We start from the raw sequence: 19,676 nt of genomic DNA on the forward strand, positions 1-19,676 counted from the left end.
AGCAGGGTCAGGAGTGCGGGTCAGGCGTCGAGGGCGCTCATCACGTGCTTGATGCGGGTGTAGTCCTCGACCCCGTACATGGACAGGTCCTTGCCATAACCGGACTGCTTGAATCCGCCGTGTGGCATTTCAGCGGTGAGGAGGATGTGGGTGTTGATCCAGACGGCCCCGAAATCAAGGTCGCGGCTCAGGCGCATGGCCGTGCCGTGGTTCGTGGTCCAGACGCTGGACGCCAGGGCGTAGTCGACGTCATTGGCCAGCTCCACGGCCTCTTCCTCGGTGCTGAACCGCTGCACGGTGATAACCGGCCCGAAGGCTTCCTTCTGGACGATGTCATCGCTCTGCTTGGCGCCCGTGACGATGGTGGGCTCGAAGAAGAAGCCCGTCTCTCCCACCCGGTGGCCGCCGGTTTCGATCTTGCAGTTCTCCGGCAGGGACTCCACCAGGGACTTGACCGTGTTGAAGTGATTGATGTTGTTCAGCGGTCCGAAGTAGTTCTCTTCGTCGTTCTGCGAGCCGGTGCGCAGGGTCTTCGTGTGTTCCACCAGGGCGGCCACCAAGTCGTCGTACGCGGAGTCTTCCACGAGGACGCGGGCAATGGCGGTGCAGTCCTGGCCCGCGTTGAAGAAGGCGAATTCGGCAATGGCGGCGGCGCTCTTCTTGATGTCGGCATCCGCGAATACCACCGCGGGAGCCTTTCCGCCGAGCTCCAGGTGCGCGCGCTTGAGGCCCTTGGCAGCGCCCGAGGCGACCGCGATGCCGGCCCGGACGGAGCCCGTGATGGAGACGAGGCCGGGGACCTTGTGTTCCACCATCATGGCGCCGGTTTCGCCGGTGCCGAGGATGACGTTCAGGACGCCCGCCGGGAAGATGTCCCTGGCAAGCTTCGCCAGGACCAGGGTTGATTCAGGGGTGGTGTCGGAGGGCTTGAGCACCACGGTGTTGCCGGCCGCCAGCGCGGGTCCGATCTTCCAGATGGCCATCAGGAACGGGTAGTTCCACGGCGCTACCTGGGCCACAACGCCGATGGGTTCGCGGCGGACGTAGGAGGTGTGGCCCTCGAAGTATTCCCCGGCCGATTTGCCTTCAAGGATCCGGGCGGCGCCGGCGAAGAAGCGGAGCTGGTCGGCGCCAGCGGCGACTTCCTCCGAGGCGATGAGGCTTCGGACCTGGCCGGTGTTGCGGTGCTGGGCCTCGACGAGCTCATCGCTGTTGGCCTCGACGGCGTCGGCAAGCTTGAGCAGCATGAGCTGACGCTGGCCGGGGGTGACGTGTTTCCAGGTCTTGAAGGCGTTCTTGGCGGCTGCCATGGCGGCGTCGACGTCGGCCTGCACCGAGATGGGCGACTGGGCCACCACTTCACCGTTGGTGGGGTTCACGATGGGCAGCATCCCAGTGCCGGCGGGCGTTACAAACTCGCCGTTGATGAAGTTCTGCAAGGTTTGAACCACGGTGTACAACCTCTTTCCTACGAATGACGGTGGTGCGACTGCTCACGAGCCTATGCCAGGGGCCGTATCTGAGGAATAGCCACCTGCACACCATCCCCGGATTCCTTTAGTGCGGTTGACCAGCGCCGGGCTATCCTGAATCCATGGCAATTTCCCTCGCCGCCCTGGTGGGCGTGCAGTCGCTGAGGCTCAGCAAGGCCGGCCTTGCCGAAACCACCTGGCACCAGGACATCCACTGGGTAGCGGTCACTGAACAGGAGGACCCGCAGCTGTTCCTGAACGGCGGCGAACTGGTGCTCACCACCGGGATGCGGCTCAAGACCGCGCCGGAACAGCGCCGCTTCGTCCGCCAGGTCCAACGGGCCGGTGCGGTGGGAATCGGCTTCGGCGTGGGGCTCACGCACGACGCCGTGCCGCCGGCCCTGATCGCCGAGGCGAACCGTTGGGGCCTGCCGGTGGTGGAGGTTCCCTACGAGACGCCCTTTATCGCGATCGGAAAGCTCGTGGCGGACGCCCAGTCCGCGGACCACTATTCGAAACTCGAGCGGCTCATCGCCGGTCACCAGATCCTGGCCCGCGCCCTCCTGACCGGCGGCGGCCTCGCCGAACTGCTCAAGCACCTGGGTTCCATGCTGCGCACGGACATTGTGCTCACCCAGTTCACGGCGCAGCTCTACAACAGCGTAGCTGGCAATCCGGCCCCGACGGCGGACTCCTGGGCGTCCTATCCCATTCCCACCGGGCGCCGCGACGCGTGCACGCTGTGGGTGCGCCAGCCCTTCGAGGACTCGGGGATAGTGGGCTATGCCCAGAACCTGATCAGCGTGGAATTGAACAACATGGTCAAGCAGCGCCAGGCCCAGCGCGCGTTGTCCGGGCAGGTCCTGGAGGACGTGATCCACGGGACCCTCGATATGAGCGAGGCATCCCGCCGCCTTGCAGGAATCGGCATCAACAGCACGCGGAAGAATGTTGTCCTGCTGGCGGAATCGGCGGCGCATCCGAAGCAGCTGGTGAGCTCCTCCATTCCGCGGCCGTTGGAGCATGGGGTGAGCGCGGTCGTGGGCAAGGACCTGGTGGTGGTGGTGCAGGACGACGGCGGCGGAGCCAGCGCGCTCGCCAAGAGCCTCAGCGATCACCTCGCCGAGGCCGGCATCCACGCGACAGTCGGCATCGGCGGCGCCTACACCAAACCGAACGGGCTGCGGTGGAGCTACTTCGAGGCCCGGGACGCCGCCGGCCACGGCCTGCCCGTGAACGAGCCCGAGCGGCTCAGCCTCACGTCCCTGCTGCTGGCCAGCGAGGACGTTCCGCTGGCGGATATGGCCAACGAGTCGCTGAATCCGCTGCGGAACTTCGATGCCCTGCATGGCGCGGAGCTGATGACCACGCTGGAGAGCTACCTGAACAACAACGGTTCGGTGGCCGCCGTCGCCGAAGCGCTGACCCTGCACCGCAACACCGTCCGGTACCGGCTGGCTCAAATCACCGAGCTCACCGGCTACGACCCCTCGCAGACGCAGGACCGCGTGCAACTCTGGCTTGCCCTGGCGGTGCAACGGCTGACGTCCAGGCAGCCGCGCTAGGTGTACTGCTCAGGCCAAAGGCAGCCGCACTAGTCAGCGGATGATCTGGATCCCCGAGGTGGGGCTCCACGTGATGCGCCCGCCCTGGAAGTTCTGCACCACGGTTCCGTTGGAGCCGGCGTACTCGCTGCTGGTGGGGTATCCCAGCGGGCCGTTCTCGAAGCCGGTGCCTGCCCACGCCGTCCGGATGGCCCCCTTGGAAAGGTGTGCGCCGGTGGTCGGGGACCAGACAATGCCGCCGCCTTCATACATCTGGTAGACGCCGCCGTCGCGCAGCCCGCCGATCTCATTGGTGACCGGGTAGCCCATGGCGCCGTTCTGGAGTCCGCTCCAGATCCATGCGCCGCGGATCGCACCTGTGGACAGTTTCGCCCCTGTGGCGCCGGACCAGACGATCGATCCGCGCTGGAAGTCCTGGCTCGCGCCCCCGTTCCGCAGGCCGTCCACCTCGCTGGCCACCGGATAGCCCAGCGACCCTGATTCGTAGCCGGTGTAGCCCCAGGCAGCCCGGATGGCTCCCCGCGAGGTGTGGGCGCCCGTGGCCGGGGACCAGATGATGGCCCCGCCCTGGTACAGCTGGTAAGCGCCTCCGGAAATCAGGCCGCCCACCTCATCCGTGGTGGGGTAGCCCAGCGGTCCGCGCTCCATTCCGGACCACAGCCAGGTGTTGCGGATGGCCCCTGTTGATTCGTGCGCTCCGCTGGCGGAGGACCAGACGGCGGTTCCGCGCTCGTAGTCGCGGTAGGCGCCATAGTTGGCCAGGCCCAGGGCTGCGGGGCGAAGCGGACTGCCCAGGACGTTCCGCGCCGCCGCGGCGTCAAGTTCGTTGACGATGGCCGGGGACACGGCGTCGACCGTTATGGAGGCCGTGGTGCTGGTGATCGAGTTGACGCGGATCTGCGCCCCGGCGTACGTGGTGAACACGCCACCCACCTGCCAGGAAAGGTTGGGGGCGTACCAGCCGCTGAAGGTGAGCGTGCTGGGTGGCAGGATCAGTGAGGATCCCGGCTGGGGCCCGCCCTTGAGGATCTGCACGCCCTTGTTGCCGTTGACGGCGGTGGCGGTGTCGTAACCCACGGGAAGCCGGAGCTGAACGTAGTAGACCTCGCCGCTGCCCGGATCGGTGAACTTCACGGCGCGCGCCGGCGAGTTGCTGGCCCAGGGCAGCAGGGTGACGGTCTGGCTGCCCTGGAGGGTGCCGAGGTTTCGGATCTCGTCCCCGCTGCCAAATGAGCCGTAGTCGTAGAGCACGGAGTTGATGTACGGCTGAGAGTACTGCGAGACACCCATGAGGTCGGTTCCGTCACCGTACTCCCGTGCGTAGCATTCGGTGTTGCCGATGCTCCAGGCGCTGACGGCGGTGTCCGCCCGGCCGTTGGAGCAGTCCAGCGAATTAGCATGCTCAAGGCCAAAGACGTGGCCGAACTCGTGGGCCAGCACCGGGGAGGTGAAGCTGCTTGTCAGCGGCATCACGATCCGTCCTGTGGTGGGCCCGGAGGACCAGCCGGCGCCCAGGTTGCCGCCCACCGAATACACCACGACGTCGGACCGCGGGATGAACACCACCAGCGCCTGCCCCGGATCCGCCTTCCAGCCCAGCTCCTTGGTGATGGTGTCCAGGATGACATCGAAGTTGTCGCCGGAGCTGGCCGCGGTGACGAATCCGAGTTTGACGTCGCCAAGGACGATGCTCAGTTTGCCGTCGCTGATGGTTCGCCAGTAGTCCCCGGCAGAGGTGACGGCCGCCTTCGCCTTGGTGACGTCGATGGCCGCAACATCCGCGTCCGTCTTGTCAGAGGTCTTGGCCGTGACAAGGGTGACCTTGATGGTGGCCGCGGTGGCGCCAACCCCGGCGGCCTGGGGAGCGATTCCTGTGCGGCCGGCGAGGGCCGCCAAGGGAGGGGCTGCGAGCTCCGGAGCAGTACGCGGGGTTCCAAGCGTGGGCGCTGTCCGGGCGGGCGGGGCGGAGGGCACCTGCAGCGGCGCGGCGGCGGCCCCGGAAATGCCGGAGACGGTCAGCAGCGCCGCGGCGGCCACGACCCCAACAGCGTGCTTGAAATATGCGGTGACTGAAGTCATTGGCCACTCTCCGGCGAGACACTCGGTTCATTCGAACAGGACTACTTCGAACAGGACTGCGGAAAGGCTTCCCCCAGCCACGGCCAGCGATTGGCGTGGACCCCCAGCTGTACACCGACACTGAGAATGCTAAGCCCCAACTGCCCATCTGGGAACACTGGCCACACAAGTTGTTATTTTTCACAGGAGCCGCGGGAATTTACGGCGCCGGTGGAGATGCCGGCCACATAAGTTCCGTCTCAAACATCAAACGTCTAACCTTTAGCTATGGCATCCACGACGACGAGACGTACCGGCAGCGACACCGCACCCACCGCAGTGGCGGAGGCCGTGCGGCCGCGCGCCGTCGTGGTCCTCGGCATCCTTGCCGTGATCCTCATCGGATTGAACCTGCGGGCCGGCATCACCGGCGCCTCGGCCCTCCTCCACGACCTCCAGGAAGTCCTTGGCTACGGGTCCTTCATTGCGGCCGTCATTCCCTCCATCCCCACCCTCTGCTTCTCGGTGGCCGGGGCCGCCACTTCCTGGCTGACCAAGCACCTGGGCGTTGAGAAATCGATCCTCCTGTCCCTGGTCCTATTGGCCGCCGGCCTGCTGGTGCGCGGGATTCCCTCCACTGGAATGCTGCTGGCCGGGACCGTGGCCGGGATGTCCGGACTGGCCATCTGCAATGTGGCCATGCCGTCGTTCATCCGCGAACACTTCGCCAACCGCACTTCACTGATGACCGGGCTGTACACCGTGAGCATGACCACCGGCGCCACCCTCGCATCGGTGCTGCTCGTTCCGCTGGCCCAGTTGCTTGGCTCGCCGTCGGCCGGGCTGGGCTCCATTGGCCTCCTCGCCCTCGTAGCCGTCCTCGGGTTCCTGCCGCTGGCATTGCACGCCCACAGGAATGCCCCGCGCGAGAGCGGGCTTCACATCTCACCCTGGCCGCTGCTGCGGACCCGCAAGGGCCTGCTGCTCACCGCCATCTTCACGCTGCAGGCACTGCTCGCCTACTCCGTGCTGAGCTGGTTTCCGTACCTGCTCACCACCAGAGGGATCAGCGCCAGTGAAAGCGGCATGATGTTTGGCCTGATGCAGCTGGTCTCCGTCCCGTCGGGCATGGTGATCATCGCCATCGGTTCCGGGCCCCGCCGTCAGCGGCCGGCCATCTACCTGGCCAGCCTGGCGATGGCCGCCGGCGTTGCCTCGCTGCTGCTCCTGCCGGCATCCTGGGCCGCTGTCCCGGCCTGCCTGCTCGGATTCGGCCTGGGCATCTTCCCGCTGGTCATGGTGCTGATCAGCCGCAGCGGGCGGAGCACCGCGGAAACCACCGCAATGTCCACCCTGGCGCAGTCAGTCGGCTACCTCCTGGCAACAATGGGCCCCTTCGGGATGGGCCTGCTGCACAGCGCCACCGGAGACTGGACGGCGCCACTGGCGCTACTGCTGGGCCTGGCCCTCGTCCAGGTGGCGGTGGGCCACCTGCTGACCGCGGAGAGGGGCCGGCCATGAGCCTCACTCCGTCCCACCGCCCCGCGCTCACCGAAGAGGTCACCGACAAGCTGCGCGGGATGATTCATTCCGGCGAGTGGCCGCTCCAGCAAAAGATCCCGCCCGAACACGAGCTTATGGCCAGCCTTGGCGTCTCCCGCGGAACCCTTCGCGAAGCCGTGAAAGCGCTGGCACACGGCGGCATGCTGGAGGTGCGCCGCGGGGACGGCACCTACGTGCGCGCAACGAGCGAGATCTCCGGAGCGGCCCAGCGCATGTACAGGGACCACACGCAGCTTCACATCCTTGAAGTCCGGATCGGCCTGGACACCCAGGCGGCGCGGCTGGCTGCGCGGAACGCGACGCCGGCACACATTACGGCGATGCGGTCCCTGCTGGAGGCGCGCCGTAAGGCGTGGGCTGCCGAGGACTATCCGGCATGGGCGCGGGCGGACTGGGACTTCCACGTCCTCGTGGCGCAGGCCTCGGGGAATCCACTGCTGCACGAGCTCTATGTAAGCTTCGGCAGCGTCTTCCATGCGGACCTTCTGCGGCAGCAGCGCCGCGGCGGCTTCGACGGACTGCCGGACGAAGGTCACGGCGAGCTCGTGGATGCCATCGCGGCACGCGACGAAGCGGCCGCCGTGGACAGCGTCCAGCGAAACCTCAGTTCCTGCGCCCAGTGGATCGCGCAGTAGGCGGGCAGTAGCCCGGCGTTTATCCGGCCTGTTCCGGGGCGCCCCCAAGGGCGGCGAGCGCCGCTCGCAGCCTGGCGTCGGCGTCGTCGGCAACCTCGCGGACGGCGGCGCTGCCGCTGAGCTGGACCATCGTCTGCGGGTCGATGGCCTGGATGGTGGTCTGGTCCGCGTCCTTTCCGCGTCGCACCACAACGTTGCACGGCAGCAGGGCCCCCATGTCGGGCTCAGCGGCCAGTGCCCGGCTCGCAAGGTTCGGGTTGCACGCGCCCAGGATGACGTAGTCTCCCACTGCCTCGGCGGCATCGGCACCCAGCTTGGCCTCGAAGGTGGCTCGCACATCGATTTCGGAGAGGATGCCGAACCCCTGTGCGGCAAGGGCTTCCCGGGTGCGCTGCACCGCTTCCTCCCAGTCCAGCGGGACGGTGACCGTGTGCGTGTAGCTCATGAGACTCCTTCGGATCAGTTTGGCTAAGTATAGGGCGCCGGTGGACGTTTGCTCCGGCTTCCACGCTATACCCCCATGGGTATTTTGACTACCCCCAGGGGTATCTGCAATACTCGGTGGGGTATACAGATTTGCCCGTCTTGAAAGGACCCCATGGTTTCTCCCACCACATCAGCCCCCACGGCAGCCCCGGCTGTGACCTCACTTGAACCGGAAGCCCTGCGCGACTGGCTCCAGGAACACCAGGACCTCGTCGTGATCGATGTGCGTTCGGCGGCCGAGTTCGAGTCCATGCACATCCGCGGCTCCTACAACGTTCCGCTGCCCCTTCTCTCTGAGCACACCGAGGAGTTCGCCGCCCGCCTTGGCAGCCGGGTGGTGCTGGTCTGCCAGTCCGGAGCGCGTGCTGAACAGGCCCGCCAGCGCCTTGGTGGGGCGGGCATCGGCACCGCCTATGTCCTGACCGGCGGCGTTCCCGGCTTCGCAGCCGCAGGCGGCGAGGTTGTCCGGGGCAAGCGACGCTGGGACCTCGAACGCCAGGTGCGCCTGGCCGCCGGTTCCCTCGTGGTCCTGGGCCTGGCCGGCGGCAGGTTCGTCTCGCCAAAGATCCGGTTGCTCGCGGGCGCCATCGGCACCGGATTGACCTTCTCCGCCGCCACCAATACCTGCGCGATGGGCCAGGCGTTGTCAGCCATGCCGTGGAACAAAGCGGCCAAAGAGCCCACCCGCGAATCGGCCATCCTGCAGCTGCCCGTAGCGGCCGACAGGACCGGCCAGGACGAGGCGCAGGCGGCATGATCCCGGCCCTGATTCTGGGGCTCGTGGTCGGGATAGTGCTGGGCGTGGTCGGCGGCGGCGGGTCCATCGTCGCCGTCCCCGCCCTGGTCTACGGTGTGGGCCTGAGCCCCGCAGAGGCCATCCCCACCTCACTGCTCGTGGTGGGAGTCTCCTCGCTTGCGGCGCTGGTGCCGCGCCTGCGCGAAGGCCTCAACTGGCCGGTGATCCTACTGGTGGGCGGCGCCGGAATCCCGGCCGCCTGGGCCGGAACGGCCGTGGGCAGGTTGCTGGATCCGAACGTGCTGATGCTGGCTTTCGCCGCCATCATGGTGATCGCCGGAATCCGCATGCTGACCCGCACCACGGAAACCGAGGGCTCCTGCAGCACAGGGCCCAACCGGGCCTTCCGTTCCTGCGCTCCCAAAGCCGTGGCTGTGGGGCTGCTGGTGGGCTTCCTCACCGGTCTCCTGGGCGTCGGTGGCGGGTTCCTCATCACGCCGGCACTCACCCTCTTCCTGGGGCTGCGGATGAAACAGGCGGTGGGGACCTCGCTGGCCATCATTGTGGTCAACTCGGCCGCCGGCTTCGCCGCCCATGCCGCGGGCTTCACCGTCAACTGGCCGGTGGTCCTGTCCTTCGCGGTCCCGGCGGTCCTCGGTTCCCTGTTCGCGGCCCGCTTTGCCCGCAGGCTCAAGGACTCCCACGTCCGAATTTCGTTCGCCGTCCTGATCTTCGCGGTCGCCGCCTGGGTCACCGCGAGCACCATCAGCACACTGGCCGGTCCCGGCCAGTACAGCGCAGCCCCGGCCCAGCACGGGAGCCACCAGCTCCCCGCGGACCCTATCCAGCACATCCAGTAAGGAGACCACCATGGCAGAAATCACCGTCACCGAAGCCGATCAGCGGCGCGGCCAGGCACAGCTCCTGGACGTCCGCGAGGACTTCGAGGTCGCCGAGGGCATGATCCCCGGCGCCCTTCACATCCCCATGGGGCAGCTCCAGGCCCGGCTCTCAGAGCTGGATGCCGCCGTCCCCGTCATTGCCATCTGCCGCAGCGGCAACCGCAGCGCACACGTTGCGGACGCCCTCAACGGCGCCGGCTTTACCGCCGACACCATGGCCGGAGGCATGATCGCCTGGTCACGCGCAGGGCTGCCCACCGCCTAACCGGCACTGCCCGGCCGCACAACCCGCCACAGCACCAAGCCACCCGGGCAACCGGATCCCGCACCACTCCCCCACCACTTTCAGAAGGAGAGCCCCATGCTCATTGAGCGCATCTACGACGAAGACCTTGCCCAGGCCAGCTACCTCATTGGCTGCCAGCGCAAGGGTGAAGCCGTCGTGGTCGACCCCCGCCGCGACATTGACGTCTACCGGAAGCTCGCCGCGGCCAACGGGATGAAAATCGTGGCCGTCACCGAGACCCACATCCACGCCGATTACCTCTCCGGCACCCGCGAACTCGCCGCCGCGACCGGCGCCGCCATGTACGTCTCCGGTGAGGGCGGCCCCGACTGGCAGTACGGCTTCGACGCCGGGCGGCTGTACGACGGCGGCACAATCACCATCGGGAACATCACCATCAAGGCCCTGCACACCCCCGGCCACACCCCCGAGCACCTCTCCTTCCTGGTCACCGACGGCGCCTTCAGCGACCAGCCCGGCTACCTGCTCTCCGGCGACTTCGTGTTCTCCGGCGACCTCGGCCGCCCTGACCTGCTCGACGAGGCCGCCGGTGGGGTCAACACCCGCTTCGCCGGAGCCAAGCAGCTCTTCGCCAGCCTGCGGGACAAGTTCCTGACCCTGCCCGACTACGTCCAGGTCCACCCGGGCCACGGAGCCGGCAGCGCCTGCGGCAAGGCCCTCGGCGCCATTCCCTCCTCGACTGTTGGCTATGAGCGCCTCTATGCCTGGTGGGGCCCCTATCTCGCCGCCAACGACGAGCAGGGCTTCATCGACGAGCTCCTCGACGGCCAGCCCGACGCCCACGCCTACTTCGGCCGCATGAAGCGCGAAAACCGTCAGGGCCCGGCCATCATGGGCGAACGCGCCCCCCTGCAAGAGCTCGACGCCGAAACCGTGGCCCAGGACCTGGCCCGGAACGCCGTCACGTTCGTGGACACCCGCCACCATGAGCGCGTGCACGAAGGCACCGTGGCTGGCGCCCTGAATATCCCCGCCGGGAAGTCCACGGCCAGCTTCGGCGCCTGGGCTGTGGATCCCGAGCGAGATTCCCGTCCACTGGTGCTGCTGGCCGCGAACCAGGAGCAGGCCCAGGACATGTGGGACCATCTGGTCCGCGTGGGCCTGGACGCCGTGGCGGGCTACGTCACCGGCCTCGAGGGACTGCCTGCAGCCACCCCGCGGGTCATCCAGCCCGAAGAACTGGAAGGCTTCGACCGGTCCCTGCTCCTGGACGTCCGCAACCGCACCGAGCATGCCGCAGGGAACATCCCGGGATCGGCCCAGCTCAGCGGCGGCCGCGTGCTGTGGAACCTGGACCAGCTCCCCACCGGCGGCCCGATCGTGAGCTACTGCCAGAGCGGGGTCCGCAACTCGGTCGCCGCCAGCGTCCTGCGGAACCAGGGCTACGACGTCGTCGAACTCGACGGCAGCTACGCCGGCTGGGCCGCGTGGAGCGCACGCCAGCAGTCCATGGAGTCCGTTTCGGCCAGCTAGCAGAGACTCAAACGGCCGGACGACGGCCCTGCTGCAAGTAGAAACCCACCACTGTTGGCGGCGGCACGGAACATCCGGCCGCCGCCTTCGGTTGTTCCCTATACCCTGAACCTGGAGAGCTGCGATGACGCCCGGCAACAACAATCCACAGCGGCACGGCACCCTGCCCGCGATCACGCTGGGGCTGCGGCAGAACCTGGCCCAATTTATGCTGCTCGTCGCAGTCAACGCCCTGGTGGGCGGCACGCTCGGCCAGGAACGGACAGTCCTGCCGTTGCTGGCCCGGAACGTCTTTCACCTGGACCTCTACACGAGCGCCCTGACCTACATTCTTGCGTTCGGGCTGGCGAAGGCCGGCACCAACTACTTCGCGGGCACCCTTTCGGACCGCTATGGCCGCAAGCCGGTCCTCGTGGCCGGCTGGCTGATTGCGCTACCCGTTCCGCTGCTGCTGATTTTCGGACCGTCGTGGGGCTGGATCGTGGCGGCCAACGTGGTCCTTGGCATCAGCCAGGGCCTTACCTGGTCCACCACCGTGATGATGAAAATGGACCTCGTGGGTCCGTCCCGCCGCGGCCTGGCGATGGGGCTGAACGAGGCCGCCGGCTACCTAGGCGTGGCCGGCACCGCCGTCGCCACAGGCTACATCGCCTCCACCTATGGGCTTCGCCCGGGGCCGTTCCTGCTCGGCGCCGCCTTCATCGCCGTCGGGCTGGGGCTCTCCGTCCTGACCATCCGCGAAACGCACCACCATGCCAAGGCCGAGGCCGCCGACCACACTACCGTCCACGCCGGCGCCCACTCCGAGCTCAGCAACCGCGAAGTCTTCACCCTGACCAGCTTCCGCGACAAGTCCCTGTCCTCGGTCAGCCAGGCCGGCATGGTGAATAACCTCAACGACGGCCTGGCCTGGGGCCTGTTCCCCGTCCTGTTCGCCGCGGCAGGCCTGAGCGTTGAGAAGATCGGGATCCTCGCCGCGGTATATCCGGCGGTCTGGGGTGCGGGCCAGCTTGTCACCGGCGCGCTCTCGGACAGGATCGGCCGCAAGCCCCTGATCGTTGGCGGCATGCTCATCCAGGCGGCGGCCCTGGCCATGGTGGCGCTCGGCAGCGACTTCGGAACCTGGCTTGCCGCCGCAGTCCTGTTGGGAGCGGGCACGGCGATGGTCTATCCCACCCTGCTTGCCGCGATCGGCGATGTGGCGCACCCCCAGTGGCGCGCCCGGTCCGTGGGGATCTACCGGCTGTGGCGCGACGGCGGATTCGCCGTCGGGGCTCTTCTCTCCGGTCTGATCGCGGATGCATACGGCATCCCGACGGCGGTGATCGTGGTGGCCGTACTGACCGGCGCGTCCGGCATCCTCGTGGCCGTGCGGATGCGGGGCGCAGACCACCGGCCCCCGGCTTAAGCCGGGGGCCGGGAGTTGCGCTGCCGGGGCCGGAAGCCTGGAAGGGCGGCGTTTAGCTGCGAAGGCCCTTGAAAACGTTCTTGGGCCGCTGCATCTCGCCGTGCTTCGCGCCGAGCACGATCACCCAGCCCGCGAAGACGGGGATGGCCCACTGCAGGATCTTCAGCTGCTTCTGGGCGGACTGGAGTTCCTCGGAAGCGCCGGGCTTCGGCTCGGTGGCACCCTCAGCACCCTCGCCTGCCAGCTTTTCCACCTTGCTGCCGAGCAGCCCTGCATACAGCGTCACCGCCGCCCCCGCAAGGGTCACCACGGTCTTGTAGATGCTCAGCCGGGTGACGCCTTCCTGCTTTGCCATGCGTCCCTTGTTCTCCCACATGATCGCCAGGCCGGACAGGAGGTGCGCGGTGAACGCCCCGGTCTGGTACGGGGCCCACTTCTTCCAACCCAGGCTGGAAAGACGGGTTCGCTCGGTGGGATCCTTCGCTTCGGCCGCGGCGCCGTTCAGCCCGATAGCGCCCATCAGGGAACCGCCGAACCACGCGCCTGCGGTCAGATCATGGATGGAGCGGGCAACAAGATTTCCTGCCATGGTGTTATTCCTTAGAGTTGTGCCGATTCGTCCCGCTATACTAAGCACACTTACGAATATGTTGGTAGGCCCTTTCGTGCGTAAACTCGGCTTCATGGAAGAAACTGGAACCCTATTCGGGTGGGCCTTTGGTGACGCCGCCCGGGCGGACGAACCCGGATACCTGGCTGAGCTTCGCCGGGAGGCCTTGGAGAACGCAACCCAGGACGCCGTCAGAAGGGGATTCGAAGTGGAAGCCGGCGAGGAGAGCTACGCGGTCCTGCAGCCTGGAGAAACGCTGGTCGACGTCGAAAACGCCCCCGACCGGCTCGTTGTCCGGTGCACGGTGAAGCTCACGGGCCCGGGATCGGAAAACGTTCACGCCGTGGGACCCATGAACGGCTAGGCGTCAGGAACCACTGGCGCACAGGCCCCGCACACGGCAATGGACCCCATGACACCCCTGGACGAAGCGGCCGACGCCGCGGAGGCGGCCTCAAATACCAAGGCGCTCGACCTCGTCGCGCGCGCAGGGTTTGCCGTGATGGCGCTCCTCCACGTGATCATCGGGGCCATCGCGATCGCGCTGGCGTTCGGCCACCAGGGCCAGGCGGAGCCGACGGGCGCCATAGCGCAGCTCGCAGCCAACCCCTGGGGGCCTGCGGTGATGTGGGCGGGAATGGTGGGCTGCGCCGGCCTTGCCCTCTGGCAGTTGAGCGAGGCCACGCTCCGGGCGCGCCATCTGCCTGCAGGCCGGCGCCTCGGCAAGCTCGTCTCCTCGGGGTTCCTGGCTGTTGCCTACGGAAGCGTGGGCCTGAGCTTTGCCGGCTTTGCCGTAGGCATGGGCGGGGATTCGGGCGATTCCGCAAAAGACCTCAGCACGGCGCTGGTCCGCGGGCCGTTGGGGGTTCCCGCATTGATTGGGCTTGGCCTGACGGTCTTCGGCATCGGGATCTACTTCATCGTGAAGGGGGTCCGGAAGCAGTTCAAAGAGGAGCTGCACCACTTCGAAGGAACGCGCCGCGGCCGGATCATCAGCGCGCTGGGCGTAGCCGGGCACGTGGCCAAGGGGGTGGCCCTGAACCTCGCCGGGCTGCTGTTTGTTGTTGCCGCGGCCACCAATGATCCCGGCCAGTCCACGGGCCTCGACGGCAGCCTCAAGGCCCTGCGGGACCACCCTTTCGGGCCGTACCTGCTGGCCGCCATCGGGGCCGGGTTCGTCAGCTACGGCACCTTCGCCCTGCTGCGGTCCAGGTTCGGCCGGATGTAGCTTGCCGGCTCCGTTCCGCCGCTCAGGCCGCTTGTTGGCCCTGCGCGGGCGGGACTATCGTGGAGCTAGTCACCGGCTAAGGCGCGAGCGCTCCGAGGTGAGCCATGAGTTACATCGCAGTCAGCAGGCGCACGGCAAGAAAACAGCGCGAATCCGAACGTTCCACCCGGCGGCTCGTCGTGGCGCTGAGTCTGGCCGCCGCCCTAGGTTGGCTGGTCTCCCTGCTGATCGCAGGTTCCGTCCACACGGAGGGGACCCTGCACTCCATTGCCGTGATCATTCACATCATGGGCCTGGTCCTGTCGTTCGGCGCCATCCTCCTGGTGGACTGGCACGGACTCCTCTGGCTCCTCGGACGCCGCGAACTCTCCGAGACCATCCGCCTCGACGGCGCTGCCACGCCCCTGATCTGGGGCGGCGTGGCCGTGCTGCTGGCCAGCGGATCACTCCTGGACCCAAAGCTGACCAGCCCCATGACGGACCTCAAGCTCGCCGCCGTCCTGGTGCTCATCCTGAACGGCATCATGCTCATCCCGCTGATGCGGCGGCTGGTCAAGCTGCCGCCGCAAGCCACGTTCCGGGACCTGACCCCCGGGCAACGGTTCCACATGCTGGCGTGCCTGAGCCTCTCGCAGGCGTGCTGGTGGACCGCCATCGTCATCGGCTTCATCAACGGCGAGTTCTGACGGGCCTTTTCCGGCGAGGCTTTAAGGCGCCGCCGTCCTCGTAAAGCACCGTGTTACGGACCTGTGTTAAAGACCCGCGGGGTCGCTTTGCGCCGTCCGTCCGAACGGCGCAAAGCGACCCCGCACCAGTGCACATGAGCGTTAGACGCTGGCGGCAACTCCGTCGCGCGAGATGGACACCATATTCTCGCGCGGAACAACCTTGACGCGTTCACGGGTGAGGGCCACGCCGTTGCCGGCTGCTTCCGCCGTCGCCTTCTCGCCGAGCGAACGCTCGTGGGCGTCCAGCGCGAGCCAGCCTTCCCAGCTGGTGAACTGCACGCCCCGGGCGTCCAACAGTTCGACGATCGTCTCCGGCGCAGGCGCCGCGGCCAGCGGCAGGTTGCCACGGTCTTCGAGCAGGTAGGTCACTGTTTCAAGGGCGTCGCCCTTCGTGTGCCCAATGAGCCCCACCGGGCCGCGCTTGATCCAGCCGGTGGCGTAGAGGCCCGGGATGCGGCTGCCGGCAGCGTCCAGGACGCGGCCGCCGTCGTTCGGCACAACACCCTTCTTGTGGTCGAACTCGACCTCGGGCAGGGCGGAGCCGAAGTAGCCGATTGCGCGGTACACGGCCTGGACCGGGTAGTCCACGTACTCGCCGGTGCCGCGGGCGTTGCCCGTGCCGTCCAGCTCGGTGCGCTCAAACTTGATGCCGGCAACGCGGCCGGGGGTGGAGGCGTCGTCGTACACCTCAACCGGGCTGTGCAGGAAGTGCAGGTGCAGGCGGCGGGAGGCCTTCAGCTCGGACAGGTCCTCGGGCTGCTCGGCGATCCAGTTGGTGAGGGTGCCCACCATGGTCTTGGTCTGGTTGTTGCTCTGGACCTGGCGGTCGGATTCCTCGTCGAACTCGAAGTCCTCCGGGTAGAGGATGATGTCAACGTCCTTGGAGTGGGCCAGTTCGCGCAGTTCCAGCGGGGTGAACTTCACCTGGGCCGGGCCGCGGCGGCCGAACACGTGGACGTCGGTGACCGGGGAGGACTTCAGTCCGGCGTACACGTTCTCGGGGATTTCGGAGACCAGAAGGTCATCAGCGTGCTTGGAGAGCATGCGGGCCACATCCAGGGCCACGTTGCCGTTTCCGATCACGGCGATTTCCCTGGCGTTCAGCGGCCATTCGCGGGAGACGTCCGGGTGGCCGTCGTACCAGGAGACGAAGTCCGCGCCGCCGTAGGAGCCTTCGAGTTCGATGCCGGGGATGTTCAGGTCCGCGTCCTTGATGGCGCCGGTGGCGAAGATGACGGCGTCGTAGTGGGTGCGGAGGTCCTCGATGGAGAGGTCCGTGCCGTAGTCCACGTTGCCGAAGAACCTGATGTCTCCCCGGTCCAGGACCTTGTGCAGGGCATTGACGATGCCCTTGATGCGGGGGTGGTCCGGGGCCACGCCGTAGCGGATGAGGCCGTAGGGTGCCGGGTAGCGGTCAAAGAGGTCGATGCTCACGGTGAGCTCGCCGCTCTTGACGGCCTCGCTCTTGGTGAGGATGTCCGCGGCGTAAACACCGGCGGGGCCGGAGCCGACGACGGCAACACGCAGCGGGCGGGCGGCGGTTCCTACAGGGGTGTTTGTTGACACGGCTGTGTTCCTTTTTCTGTCACGGCCCAACTGACTCGCAGTTGATGTCGTTATGAGGGCTCATAGCGGCATCTAATGCGAGCTAGTTGGGTAGGGCTACGGGGACTAGGGGGCTACGGGGTCAGGACTCGGGTCTTAGGGGTGCGGGGCGTGTTCGGGGAGGTGGTGCTGTAGTCGGAGGTCTTGAAGTGCGACGGCGCGAACGGGCTCACGCGGACCACGTCACCGATAACGATCACCGCCGGATTCGCGATGCCGGTGGCCTCCGCCTGGTCAGCGATGGAGCCAAGGGTGCCAATGGTCACGCGCTGGTTCGGCAAATAGCCATTCTCCACGATGCCAACCGGAGTGTCCTGAGGCAAACCGGCATCAGCCAGCGCGGCCGCGGACTCGCGGAGCTGGGCGACTCCCATAAGCAGCACGATGGTGTGGTCGGCGCGGGCCGGGACCTCGGAGAGCTCCTCATGGCCGGTCACCACGCTGAAGCCCTTGGCCAGGCCGCGGTGCGTCACAGGAATGCCGGCTGCCGCGGGAACCGAAATCGCGGAGGTCACCCCCGAGACCACTTCCACCTCGACGCTGTGCTGCCGGCAGTATTCGGCTTCCTCGCCGCCGCGGCCCAGGACGTAGGGGTCCCCGCCCTTGAGCCGGACCACACGGTGGCCGGCAAGGGCTTCGTCGACGAGGATCCGGTTGATTTCGGCCTGCGGCACGGGATGGTGGCCCGGGGTCTTGCCCACCTCGATGACGCGGACGTCCGGGGCGAGTTCGTCCAGCAGTTCGCGCGGGCCCAGACGGTCGGCCACTACGACGTCGGCCTGGCCCAGCAGCCTGCGGCCGCGGACGGTGATGAGCCCGGTGTCGCCGGGGCCGCCCCCCACGAGGGCCACTGAACCGGTGGACGCGCGGCGACGGCGCAGCGGCAGGTCCCCGGTTTCCAGCGCGGTGGCCACGGCATCGCGCAGGGCCATCGCGCGGCGCGGGTCCCCGCCCGCATTCACGGCGATGTGCACGTCGTCCACCACGGCCACGGCCGGGGTCCAGGCGGCTGAGGCCTCGTGGTCCGAGGCGTTGACGCACCAGACGCGCTGCGCCTCGGCGTCGGACGCCACCCGGGTGTCCACCGCCGGATCACCCGTGGCGGTCTGGACAAACCAGACACCGTCGACGTCGGACGTGCGGTAGGTTCGCTGCTCCCAGGTGAGAAGGCCGGCGTCGGCCAGATCGTTGAGCGCCGCGGAGGCAACGGGGGCCACCACGGTGACGCGTGCGCCGGCGTCGAGCAGCCCCTTGGCGCGGCGCGTGGCCACCGGTCCGCCACCCACCACCAGCACGGGGCGGCCCAGCAGGCGCAGTGCCGTGGGGTAAATATCCTGAATTGCCATAAATCGACGATAGGGCGGCGTCACATACGGAACAACGGCGCGGAAACACCAGTTCACGCAAGGTAACGCTGCGTCATATTGCTTGTGGGCGGCCTGCCGCGGAATGGGCCGGGTCAAATATCGGCAGGCCGCCCGACAGCGCATGGTGGAGCAGGGCGCCGGCGGTCCATCGCATCGACGCGACGGCGGCTTCCCGGCTCAGGCCGCCCACGTCCGTCAGCCACACCAGGGATTCGATTCCGGTGGCGCTGCGGATCGCCAGCACCAGCTGGTGGATCTCCTGGTCGGTCAGCTGTTTCCGCAGTGGGGCCAGCGCCTCGGCGATCCAACCGATGGCCCGGCCCTGGCGGAGCGGAAGGGGCGGCTGCGGGCCGTCGGCAGGTTCCAGCGAGAGCCGCAGCATGGTCCGCTGCTGCGCCTCGGTTTCGACGATCATCCGGGTGAACTCGGCCACCACGGCGTCCAGCCGCTCGGCCACGTCTTCCGGGGGATTTTCCGGCAGCATCGACGTGCGCGCGGTTTCGGGGTGGGCGGCCGCCAGCAGCTCCCGCTGGCCGGGGAAGTAGCGGTAGGCGGTGCTGCGGGACACGCCGGCGGCGAGCGCGGCGTCGTCCACGGTGGGGGACGTGCCGGACGCCACGAGCTGGCGGGCCGCTGCCACCAGGGCATCGAAGGTGCGGCGCTTTTGGCCCGTCCGGCCGGCATCCACGTAGGGTCTTGACATGTCCTTTATGGTACATCAGTCTTGTTACGGGACAACAGTCCCATAAGTGCTCCGTAAAGCATCGAGGCGACCATCATGGAGACGAAAAATTTAGCATCCGCAATAGTCCGGCAGCCCGGCGAAGGGGACAGGCGCTGGTTCTTCGGCGGCGGAGTGCAGACCTGGAAGGCGACGGAGGAGGACACCGCGGGGGCGTTTCTTCTTTTCGAGGATGAAATGGCGCTGGACAAGGTCACGCCGATGCACACCCATCCGGACTCCGACGAAACGATGTACATTCTGGCTGGCGAGATCCTGATGAACATGGACGGCACGGAGCACCGGGTCGCGGCGGGTGGAGTCACCATCGCCCCGCGCGGCGTTCCCCACGCGTTCAAGGTCCTGCGGGAGGGCACCCGCGTGCTCTGCCTGCACACTCCCGGCGGCGCGCAGGCCTTCTACTTTGGTGCCAGCGAGCCCGTTGGCGCTGACGACAGTGCTGCGCGGGTGGTGGACTTTGACCGGATCCGGGAATCCGGGCGGGTCAATGGCGGCATCGAAATCGTGGGTCCTCCCCCGTTCGACTAACGCCGTCCGTCCGGGGGGCCGGGGCGCGCCGTCCAGGGGGCCGGGGCGCGCCGTCCAGGGGGCCGGGGCGCGCCGTCCAGGGGCACTTTGAAGACGTGAGCAGCCGGTTCGGGCCCAAAATGACGGCGTGTCCGCGTCAATGTGCCCCCGTTCTGCAGAGCCCCCGGGTCCGAAGCTGCCCCCGCTCCCCAGCTCCTGTGCCCCCGTTCTGCAGTGCCCCCGGGTCCGAAGCTGCTCCCGCTCCCCAGCTCCGCAGGCGGCGC

Annotated in this window: 19 protein-coding genes; 12 read left to right on the top strand and 7 right to left on the bottom strand. The window is 67.6% G+C overall.

Translation table 11 applies throughout. The features are described 5' to 3' along the window. Positions 1–20: 20 nt before the first annotated feature. Positions 21–1,451 carry an aminobutyraldehyde dehydrogenase gene (locus ACP4XC_RS18700; RefSeq protein WP_427172204.1) on the bottom strand — a complete coding sequence of 477 codons (1,431 nt, stop codon included), beginning with the start codon at positions 1,449–1,451 and terminating at the stop codon, positions 21–23. A gap of 143 nt (positions 1,452–1,594) precedes the next feature. Between ACP4XC_RS18700 and ACP4XC_RS18705 the strand changes: the two genes are divergently transcribed. Next, positions 1,595–3,037, top strand: a complete 1,443-nt coding sequence (locus ACP4XC_RS18705) for a PucR family transcriptional regulator (protein ID WP_427172205.1) — start codon at positions 1,595–1,597, stop codon at positions 3,035–3,037. Between the two features lie 33 nt (positions 3,038–3,070). Here ACP4XC_RS18705 and ACP4XC_RS18710 read toward each other — a convergent pair whose 3' ends face one another. Continuing rightward, positions 3,071–5,116, bottom strand: a complete 2,046-nt coding sequence (locus ACP4XC_RS18710; RefSeq protein WP_427172206.1) for a M43 family zinc metalloprotease — start codon at positions 5,114–5,116, stop codon at positions 3,071–3,073. A gap of 267 nt (positions 5,117–5,383) precedes the next feature. Here ACP4XC_RS18710 and ACP4XC_RS18715 point away from each other — a divergent pair, with 267 nt between their 5' ends. Together ACP4XC_RS18715 and ACP4XC_RS18720 are read left to right on the top strand one after the other, a co-directional pair. After that, the gene (locus ACP4XC_RS18715) at positions 5,384–6,616 is read left to right on the top strand and encodes an MFS transporter (RefSeq protein ID WP_427172207.1); all 1,233 of its coding nucleotides are present in this window, start codon (positions 5,384–5,386) and stop codon (positions 6,614–6,616) included. Then, complete coding sequence (locus ACP4XC_RS18720; RefSeq protein WP_427172208.1) at positions 6,613–7,293, top strand: FadR/GntR family transcriptional regulator; 681 nt, start codon at positions 6,613–6,615, stop codon at positions 7,291–7,293. Before ACP4XC_RS18715 ends, ACP4XC_RS18720 begins: the two co-directional genes overlap by 4 nt. Before the next feature lie 19 nt (positions 7,294–7,312). Here ACP4XC_RS18720 and ACP4XC_RS18725 read toward each other — a convergent pair whose 3' ends face one another. Further along, positions 7,313–7,738 carry a DUF302 domain-containing protein gene (locus tag ACP4XC_RS18725; protein WP_427172209.1) on the bottom strand — a complete coding sequence of 142 codons (426 nt, stop codon included), beginning with the start codon at positions 7,736–7,738 and terminating at the stop codon, positions 7,313–7,315. 153 nt (positions 7,739–7,891) lie between these two features. Here ACP4XC_RS18725 and ACP4XC_RS18730 point away from each other — a divergent pair, with 153 nt between their 5' ends. The 5 genes from ACP4XC_RS18730 to ACP4XC_RS18750 all read left to right on the top strand — a co-directional run bounded on the left by ACP4XC_RS18730 (position 7,892) and on the right by ACP4XC_RS18750 (position 12,605). Further along, the gene (locus tag ACP4XC_RS18730) at positions 7,892–8,536 is read left to right on the top strand and encodes a rhodanese-like domain-containing protein (protein WP_427172210.1); all 645 of its coding nucleotides are present in this window, start codon (positions 7,892–7,894) and stop codon (positions 8,534–8,536) included. Continuing rightward, positions 8,533–9,375, top strand: a complete 843-nt coding sequence (locus ACP4XC_RS18735) for a sulfite exporter TauE/SafE family protein (protein WP_427172211.1) — start codon at positions 8,533–8,535, stop codon at positions 9,373–9,375. The genes ACP4XC_RS18730 and ACP4XC_RS18735 overlap by 4 nt, the downstream gene beginning before the upstream one ends. A 10-nt stretch (positions 9,376–9,385) precedes the next feature. Beyond that, on the top strand, positions 9,386–9,682 hold the full coding sequence (locus ACP4XC_RS18740) for a rhodanese-like domain-containing protein (RefSeq protein WP_427172212.1): 297 nt from the start codon (positions 9,386–9,388) through the stop codon (positions 9,680–9,682). Positions 9,683–9,778: 96 nt separating this feature from the next. After that, positions 9,779–11,197, top strand: coding sequence for a rhodanese-like domain-containing protein (locus ACP4XC_RS18745; RefSeq protein WP_427172214.1), 1,419 nt, complete (start codon positions 9,779–9,781; stop codon positions 11,195–11,197). Positions 11,198–11,321: 124 nt separating this feature from the next. After that, a complete protein-coding gene (locus ACP4XC_RS18750) occupies positions 11,322–12,605 on the top strand; it encodes an MFS transporter (RefSeq protein WP_427172215.1) in 1,284 nt (427 codons plus the stop codon). 52 nt (positions 12,606–12,657) lie between these two features. Here ACP4XC_RS18750 and ACP4XC_RS18755 read toward each other — a convergent pair whose 3' ends face one another. After that, a complete protein-coding gene (locus ACP4XC_RS18755; RefSeq protein WP_427172216.1) occupies positions 12,658–13,194 on the bottom strand; it encodes a hypothetical protein in 537 nt (178 codons plus the stop codon). A gap of 94 nt (positions 13,195–13,288) precedes the next feature. On the opposite strand from ACP4XC_RS18755, the gene ACP4XC_RS18760 reads away from it, so the two are divergent. From ACP4XC_RS18760 to ACP4XC_RS18770, 3 genes are all read left to right on the top strand, one after another. Further along, positions 13,289–13,579, top strand: a complete 291-nt coding sequence (locus ACP4XC_RS18760) for a hypothetical protein (RefSeq protein ID WP_427172217.1) — start codon at positions 13,289–13,291, stop codon at positions 13,577–13,579. Between the two features lie 48 nt (positions 13,580–13,627). Beyond that, positions 13,628–14,443: a DUF1206 domain-containing protein gene (locus ACP4XC_RS18765; protein WP_427172218.1), complete on the top strand. Its 816-nt coding sequence runs from the start codon at positions 13,628–13,630 to the stop codon at positions 14,441–14,443. Between the two features lie 104 nt (positions 14,444–14,547). Beyond that, on the top strand, positions 14,548–15,129 hold the full coding sequence (locus ACP4XC_RS18770) for a hypothetical protein (protein WP_427172219.1): 582 nt from the start codon (positions 14,548–14,550) through the stop codon (positions 15,127–15,129). A gap of 141 nt (positions 15,130–15,270) precedes the next feature. Here ACP4XC_RS18770 and ACP4XC_RS18775 read toward each other — a convergent pair whose 3' ends face one another. The 3 genes from ACP4XC_RS18775 to ACP4XC_RS18785 form a co-directional block, all read right to left on the bottom strand. Further along, the gene (locus ACP4XC_RS18775) at positions 15,271–16,737 is read right to left on the bottom strand and encodes an FAD-dependent oxidoreductase (protein ID WP_427172220.1); all 1,467 of its coding nucleotides are present in this window, start codon (positions 16,735–16,737) and stop codon (positions 15,271–15,273) included. 113 nt (positions 16,738–16,850) lie between these two features. After that, positions 16,851–18,122 (bottom strand): uroporphyrinogen-III C-methyltransferase, encoded by a 1,272-nt coding sequence (gene cobA, locus ACP4XC_RS18780; protein ID WP_427172221.1) that lies wholly within the window; start codon positions 18,120–18,122, stop codon positions 16,851–16,853. 73 nt (positions 18,123–18,195) lie between these two features. Continuing rightward, positions 18,196–18,846 (bottom strand): TetR/AcrR family transcriptional regulator, encoded by a 651-nt coding sequence (locus ACP4XC_RS18785; RefSeq protein ID WP_427172222.1) that lies wholly within the window; start codon positions 18,844–18,846, stop codon positions 18,196–18,198. Positions 18,847–18,921: 75 nt separating this feature from the next. Here ACP4XC_RS18785 and ACP4XC_RS18790 point away from each other — a divergent pair, with 75 nt between their 5' ends. After that, on the top strand, positions 18,922–19,413 hold the full coding sequence (locus tag ACP4XC_RS18790; RefSeq protein WP_427172223.1) for a cupin domain-containing protein: 492 nt from the start codon (positions 18,922–18,924) through the stop codon (positions 19,411–19,413). Positions 19,414–19,676: the final 263 nt, after the last annotated feature.

The sequence above is a fragment of the Arthrobacter sp. 92 genome, from assembly GCF_050260325.1.
Classification (GTDB): Bacteria; Actinomycetota; Actinomycetes; order Actinomycetales; family Micrococcaceae; genus Arthrobacter.